Origin of the sequence: Ilumatobacter sp. (assembly GCF_041688325.1) — a bacterium.
In the GTDB taxonomy this organism is placed as follows: Bacteria; Actinomycetota; Acidimicrobiia; order Acidimicrobiales; family Ilumatobacteraceae; genus Ilumatobacter_A.
In genome coordinates, this window is record NZ_JBDNIJ010000244.1 from 1 (window position 1) to 6,355 (window position 6,355).

Below are 6,355 nucleotides of genomic sequence, written 5' to 3' on the forward strand. Positions count from 1 at the left end.
AGGGCTCCTCATCGCCGCAATCGAAGACGACGATCCGGTGATCTTCCTGGAGCCCAAGCGTGTCTACAACGGCCCGTTCGACGGCCACCACGATCGGCCGATCGTCCCGTGGTCCAAGCATCCACTCGGCGATGTTCCCGAGGGTCACTACTCGATCGAGATCGGTCGAGCCCGCATTCATCGCGAAGGCAGCGACCTCACCGTGCTCGCATATGGCACGCTCGTCCACGTCGCTCACGCCGCGGCAGAGGAGCAGGGAATCGACGCTGAAATCATCGACCTCCGCACGCTCGTCCCCCTCGACGTCGATGCGATCGTGGCGTCAGTCGAGAAGACGGGGAGATGCCTCGTCGTGCACGAGGCGACCCTCACCTCCGGGTACGGCGCCGAGCTGAGCGCCATCGTGCAGGAACGATGCCTCTTCCATCTCGAAGCGCCGACGCTCCGGGTATGCGGATGGGACACTCCATATCCGCACGCCCACGAGTGGTCGTACTTTCCAGGACCCGATCGTGTGGGTCGTGCGATGCAGAAGTTGATGGCGACATGAGCCTCTTCGAGATGAAGCTCCCCGACGTCGGCGAAGGTGTTGCCGAGTCCGAGCTCGTCCAGTGGTTGGTGGCGGTCGGCGACAGGGTCACCCCCGACACCGTCGTCGCGGAGGTGCTCACCGACAAAGCGACCGTCGAGGTGTCATCACCCGTCACCGGTGAAGTGGCCGCCCTCCACGGCGAGCCGGGTGACGTGCTCGCCGTGGGCGGCACACTTATTGGTATCGAGACCGACTCCGACGCGGTCGCGTCGCGGCCCGAAGACAGCATCGACGCACCGTCCGAAACCGACGAGGCCACGTCCGTACCCAAGGATGCGAGCGACTCGACAATCAGCGACGCCGCCGCACTTCCACCACCGAACGGTCGAGCCTCCTCTGCGGATCGTCCGTCGGCGGCGCCCGCCGTACGCTCTCGGGCGTCCGACCTCAATCTCAACCTCGGCTCAATCGAGGGGACGGGCAGCGGCGGTCGGATCCTCCACGCCGACCTCGACCGTGTGCTCGTCGACCGGGGATCCGGTCCTCTGGGCCGCCAGACGTCTTCGCGCCCGGCGGCCGACTTCGACGGTCGCCGCATCGTTGCGGTCCGCGGTGTCCGTCGCCGAATCGCCGAACGACTGTCCGATGCCTGGCGCGAGATTCCGCACATCACCTACGTCGACGACATCGACGTCACCGAACTCGAGCAGCTTCGGGTCACACTCAACATGCGATCCGGTGAGCGCACCGAACGGCTCACGCTCCTGCCATTTATCGCACGGGCCGTCGTGCTTGCCGTGGCCGAACTCCCGGAACTCAACGCCCACTACGACCACCCAGCCGAGACGTTGACAACGTTCGGGGCGGTGCACATCGGAATCGCCACGCAAACTGACGACGGATTGCGCGTCGCCGTCGTGCGCCACGCCGAGCAACGCAGTGTCGCTGACCTCGCCGCCGAGATCGGCCGAGTAACAGGCCTCGCCCGCGACGGATCCGCAACACGTGCCGATCTCAGCGGCTCCACGATCACGATCACATCGCTCGGAGCGATCGGCGGGATCGCGACCACACCGATCCTCAATCCACCCGAAGTCGCCATCGTCGGAGTCAACAAAATGGAGACGCGTCCCGTGTGGCGCGACGGCACATTCCAGCCTCGTCAGAAGCTCAATCTGTCGTCGAGCTTCGACCACCGGATGGTCGATGGGTGGGTTGCAGCGACCTTTGTTCAGCACATCAAACGTTCGCTCGAAACTCCTGCTCTGCTCTTCGTCGACGACATCTGAGCGCGATGAGCGTCGAGACGACTGCCGATTGGCGGGCGGCCCACGCGGCGCGTCTCGATCACCTTTGCGACGGCCGGGTGTGATTAACCAGTGGAATCGAGCAGTGCAGTGGCAACGGCGATGTCGTCAGCGGTAGCCGTTGCCCCGTAGGCCGCGACATAGAGGCCTCGATGGCCCTGACCGGCGTCGAGCGCGTACACGATTGCTTCGTCGCCTGGATCGCTTTCACCTTCGAAGCGCACGATCTCGTCGATGGCCATTTTCGCGGGGTCGTGGCTGGCGCCACCGTGCCCGCAGACGAGGCGTCCGTTTCGGGCCGTGTAGCTCTCGTCGTAGCCGGCGCGGGTCAGACGAGTGGTTGCTTGGCTCAGCGTCTCCATTGGATCGTCGGGGGTCATCTTTTGAACAGTACCGCTGTGCCGGGTTCGAGTTGACGCGTCGATCGATCGCGGACGCGAGGGCTTCACGTACGGTCCTTTACCACTGAGATCGGTGGCCGGAATGGGGGAACGTCTCCGAGGTGCGCGAGCAGGGTGCGCAGCAGGTCGGCCAGTTGCGTGCGCTCCACCGGAGAGAGACCAACAACGCTGGTGGCTTGGGCGTTGAGCATGGTCGGGAGTGCGTGTTCGACCAGGTCGACACCGGTCTGGGTCAGGCAGACGAGGACACCGCGTCCATCGTTCGGGTTGGGGTGCCGGTTGATCAGCCCGGCCTTTTGGATGCGCTGAAGGCGAACCGTCATCCCTCCCGCGGTCAGTAACGACGCGTTCGCCAATTCGGTCGGCGTGAGCCCACGCTCCGGGTCAGCCCGGTAGAGCTCCATCAGCGCGTCGAGATCGCCCTGGTGACTCAAACCGTACGCGGCCGCAATGCGGTCGAGTGCTGCCTGGAGATGATGCGCTGCACGCAGCACTCTCGACACCACCGCGAATGCCGAAGTGTCGAGATCAGGTCGACGGCCACTCCACTCTTCGATGATGTTGTGCACGCGATCTGTCATCAGCTCTCCCTCTCATCAGTTCTCCCTCTCACCTCAAGTTAACTTGATCTCTAACTATATATCAAGTATGATGGTGGAACACAACGGAAGGACTCTCCTGATGAGCACACCGAAGAAGTGGATGGGCTTCGCCGCCCTTGGAGCAACGGCAACCGCACTCTTGCGCCGGCTCTGGCGCCGCGATAACCGCGGCGACACCCAGGCCGAGCCCGTCGAGCCCACCGAGTGATTGCCAGGCCGTCGCACGCGTCCAAGTCTGGAACTCGCCAGCAGCCACCACCAATTCGAACACTGAAAGATTCCAATGTTTGCACACACCGCAGGTTTCCGATCGCTCGTCGAACACGACGGCCCGTTTCTCACCTTTCTGGTGCCGGCTCCCAGCGCGACGACCGACGCCGCCCACCGGTTCGAGGTGGAACGAACCAACGTATTCAAAGAAATATCCGACATCTGGCCACCGGATGAGATCGAGACGCTGGGTCAGATGCTCGCTGGGCTCCCCCACGACGCCGGTGCGACAGCCGTTGCGATCCACGCAATGGGCGGGCCAACAATCGTCGAGTTCATCGAGAACGGAATCGAGAATGCTCGACTCGACGAAGGCCCACTGCCGCGACTGGCACCATTGATCGAGGCACGGCAACGCCTCATTGCCCACGTCGTGGTCGAAGCTGATCTCACCGGAGCAAATATCACTGCCATCGACCGCGGCGAGGTCGTGGCAACGGACGCAGTCGATGGCGCCACCGTCCACGTCCACCGCAGCCACCCCGGAGGACGGTCCGAACAGCGAGCAGAAAACACCTGGGAGACAAACGCGGACAACGTGGCCGAAGCTGTCCGTGTCTTGGCTGATCAAGTCGAGGCCCGCCTCATCCTGGTGGCTGGCCCGACCAGAGCTCAGTCCATGGTTGCCCGATCGATTGCCGACACCATCACAACACGGGTGGTATGTGTCGATGCCGGTGACCTCGACGGCATCGCCGCCGAGGTCCTGCGTTACACCGCCGACGTCGCCGCTCGCGACAGCAAAGCGCTCATCGCAAAGGCTCGCGAGGCCCAAGGGACCGGACAGGCGCCGACTTCGACCGAGCAACTCCTCGAGGCACTCGACCTCGGACAGGTCGACACCCTGCTCGTTCACGACGCAGCCGACACCACCTTCGGCCCGGAGCCGCGGCTCATTGATCGCTGCATCAAACAAGCGCTCCTCACCGATTCCGACATCCACGTCGTCCCGAACGTCGACATCCTCAACAACGGCGCAGCGGCCCTTCTCCGCTGGCAACCAGAAACCGGCAATTGATCAGACCCAGCAAGCCACAGCAGACAACATTGGAGGATGACCACAAATGAGCGAGAACAAAACCAAGATTCTGATTGCGGTCGACGACACCGACGAATCAATGGACGCCGTGAGCGTCGCGTACGACCTGTTCGGTGCATCACCGGACTACCTCATCACCAGTATCGGGAGAATGCCAGCGACGGTCTATCCGATGGCTCAAGGGGGTGGAAGGCCAATTTACGTGGCTTTAGGGGAGTTGGCAGACAGCGTGACGGCGAGCGCTGCAGCGACTGCGGAGGAAGCGGCTGAGCACCTTGAGGTTGACGCAACTATTGAGGTCGACGTCGGCCCGGCCGGCGCAGCAGTTTGTCGGATCGCTGAGGACTCGGGGGCGTCGGTCATCGTCATTGGCTCACACGACCGTTCGATCTGGGCCAGGCTTTTCGAACCCTCGGTGGGCAAGTACGTGGTCGACCACGCGCCGTGCCCAGTCCTGGTTGTCCGCTGAGTCTGCTCCCAGAGAGTCGAACAAGGCGCCTCGGCGGCCCAGCACAGCGTCGCAGGACGGCCCCGCACACGGCCCCGCACAACATCGGATTGGCCAACACATCGGATTGGCTGTCAAGTTCCGGTACCCGTGTTCCGGTTTGGTTCCGGTAGCTGTGTTCCAGTGCCGGAGGGGGTTTCAGGCTGCGTTGATTCGTGATGGTCGACCGCCTGCATTGACGAAGGCTCCGTTCTCTCGGGACCGGTCGTGACGGATCGGGTGCACCTTCAACAGTTCCCCACCAGCGGAGATCTCGACGGTGTCACCAACGATCGCGACTTGGACTTGGCGTCGGCAGTGTTTCTTGCTGATCCGATAACCATGCCCAGCAAAGCTGACGTTGCCCGATGAGTCGACCTTGCGCGTCACACTCTGACCGACTGTTGCTTGCTTCGGGCGAGGCCGCGACGCCCTCGCTTTGCGCTTCAACGCCGGCTTCTCCTTGGCTGGCCGATGACGTTGCGCGTGCGTCGCGACGAGGACGCCTTGATGGTGGATCGACACCAGGCCGTCAGCAACAGAGACGTCGACGGTTTCACCGTCGAGCCACACCCCGACCGGATACAACACCGCAGCGAAACTGATCTTGCCGGTCCGCCCAACCCTGCGCGTCGTCGACGGCTCCTCCGTCGGTTCGACCGGCACCGCCGGCTCGGCGGTGGCGAGTCGGAATCGTTCCCACGGCACAACATCACCAATGCCTTGATGGCGGCGATCGTGGTTGTCTTCATGCACCCAACCATCGAGCTGGGCCTGGGCTTCGCCGACCGGTGAACACTTTGCCGTTGTCCGTCAAAACCTCGAGGCAAACCATGAGTCCGCATCGCGTTGGTGAGGGCTTCACACACCGGGCGAGCTGTCGCCCGCTCGACTACGTGCGCGGAGATGATGAACCTCGAGTGATCATCGATCCCCGACACAATTGACGCCTTCCAACCGTTCACCAACCGCACGCCACCAACGACGTCCATCTGCCACAACTCCATCGACCGCGACCGCTCCCACCGCCGATAGTCGCCCTTCTTGCGACGCCGCGCTTCGGGGACAATCAGCTGATGACGGACCAGACACCGATAGATCGCCGACAGCGACGGCAACGGATCAACCCGGTCGGCTTCCAACCTGAACCTGATCGTCCGCTGACCCCAACCCGGCTGCAACCGACGCAACTCCACGATCCGCGCTTCCACCTCGACGGGCATCTGATGCGGACACGACAACGGCTTCGCCGACCCATCAGCCAAACCAGCCAGACCCTCGACCGCATACCGACGCAACCATCGATGCACCGTCTGGCGCGTCACGCCGAACCGAAACGCCACGTCACTGACCGACGCAGCGTCGTTGATCACCTCCAACACAGCTGCATAACGCTGCTCCACAAGCCTCAACTCCACCAACACAATGACGACCCTCTCCACGACTGATGAGAACGAACATCACCATCGAAGAGGGCTCAACACCGGTTGTCGAGAACAAGCACGCGGAACACAGCTACCGAAGCCACTGTCGCCCAGCTCCCGAAGCCAGACCCGAAACTGGAACACACCAACCGAAGCCAACATGTCAAGCATGAACCGGAACAGCACACAGCATCGGATTGGCAACGAGTCCAGAAAAGCAGCAGAGCCACTCTCCCTCAATTCGGAAGAGCGGCTCTGACCGGTGTTTTTTGGTATCCCGTACGGGATTCGAA

Annotated in this window: 8 protein-coding genes and 1 pseudogene; 5 read left to right on the forward strand and 4 right to left on the reverse strand. The window is 62.8% G+C overall.

The window, feature by feature from the left end:
• Both ACH2EI_RS13820 and ACH2EI_RS13825 read left to right on the forward strand, forming a co-directional pair.
• The coding region (locus tag ACH2EI_RS13820; protein WP_395153606.1) for an alpha-ketoacid dehydrogenase subunit beta at window positions 1–550 on the forward strand (550 nt) is incomplete at its 5' end.
• Window positions 547–1,821, forward strand: a complete 1,275-nt coding sequence (locus ACH2EI_RS13825) for a dihydrolipoamide acetyltransferase family protein (RefSeq protein WP_395160463.1) — start codon at window positions 547–549, stop codon at window positions 1,819–1,821. The genes ACH2EI_RS13820 and ACH2EI_RS13825, both read left to right, overlap by 4 nt.
• An 83-nt stretch (window positions 1,822–1,904) precedes the next feature.
• On the opposite strand, the gene ACH2EI_RS13830 is transcribed toward ACH2EI_RS13825, so the two are convergent.
• Window positions 1,905–2,219, reverse strand: a complete 315-nt coding sequence (locus tag ACH2EI_RS13830; RefSeq protein ID WP_395153604.1) for a hypothetical protein — start codon at window positions 2,217–2,219, stop codon at window positions 1,905–1,907.
• 65 nt (window positions 2,220–2,284) lie between these two features.
• Entirely contained in the window at window positions 2,285–2,821 is a 537-nt protein-coding gene (locus ACH2EI_RS13835; protein ID WP_395153603.1) for a MarR family winged helix-turn-helix transcriptional regulator, read from the reverse strand.
• Between the two features lie 100 nt (window positions 2,822–2,921).
• Between ACH2EI_RS13835 and ACH2EI_RS13840 the strand changes: the two genes are divergently transcribed.
• The 3 genes from ACH2EI_RS13840 (at window position 2,922) to ACH2EI_RS13850 (ending at window position 4,620) form a co-directional block, all read left to right on the forward strand.
• The gene (locus ACH2EI_RS13840; RefSeq protein WP_395153602.1) at window positions 2,922–3,050 is read left to right on the forward strand and encodes a hypothetical protein; all 129 of its coding nucleotides are present in this window, start codon (window positions 2,922–2,924) and stop codon (window positions 3,048–3,050) included.
• Between the two features lie 75 nt (window positions 3,051–3,125).
• Entirely contained in the window at window positions 3,126–4,130 is a 1,005-nt protein-coding gene (locus ACH2EI_RS13845) for a hypothetical protein (RefSeq protein ID WP_395153601.1), read from the forward strand.
• A gap of 46 nt (window positions 4,131–4,176) precedes the next feature.
• Window positions 4,177–4,620, forward strand: a complete 444-nt coding sequence (locus tag ACH2EI_RS13850; protein WP_395153600.1) for a universal stress protein — start codon at window positions 4,177–4,179, stop codon at window positions 4,618–4,620.
• A gap of 177 nt (window positions 4,621–4,797) precedes the next feature.
• Here the strand turns inward: ACH2EI_RS13850 and ACH2EI_RS13855 are convergent, their stop codons facing one another.
• Together ACH2EI_RS13855 and ACH2EI_RS13860 are read right to left on the reverse strand one after the other, a co-directional pair.
• The gene (locus ACH2EI_RS13855; protein WP_395160465.1) at window positions 4,798–5,394 is read right to left on the reverse strand and encodes a hypothetical protein; all 597 of its coding nucleotides are present in this window, start codon (window positions 5,392–5,394) and stop codon (window positions 4,798–4,800) included.
• Window positions 5,395–5,735: 341 nt separating this feature from the next.
• Window positions 5,736–6,080, reverse strand: a pseudogene (locus ACH2EI_RS13860) (helix-turn-helix domain-containing protein); the annotation flags it as partial.
• Window positions 6,081–6,355: the final 275 nt, after the last annotated feature.

Excerpts from the sequence above, each read along its gene's own strand:
- ACH2EI_RS13825 (WP_395160463.1), top strand. The coding sequence starts at position 547 with ATGAGCCTCTTCGAGATGAAGCTCCCCGACGTCGGCGAAGGTGTTGCC.
- ACH2EI_RS13830 (WP_395153604.1), bottom strand. The coding sequence starts at position 2,219 with ATGACCCCCGACGATCCAATGGAGACGCTGAGCCAAGCAACCACTCGT.
- ACH2EI_RS13835 (WP_395153603.1), bottom strand. The coding sequence starts at position 2,821 with ATGACAGATCGCGTGCACAACATCATCGAAGAGTGGAGTGGCCGTCGA.
- ACH2EI_RS13840 (WP_395153602.1), top strand. The coding sequence starts at position 2,922 with ATGAGCACACCGAAGAAGTGGATGGGCTTCGCCGCCCTTGGAGCAACG.
- ACH2EI_RS13845 (WP_395153601.1), top strand. The coding sequence starts at position 3,126 with ATGTTTGCACACACCGCAGGTTTCCGATCGCTCGTCGAACACGACGGC.
- ACH2EI_RS13850 (WP_395153600.1), top strand. The coding sequence starts at position 4,177 with ATGAGCGAGAACAAAACCAAGATTCTGATTGCGGTCGACGACACCGAC.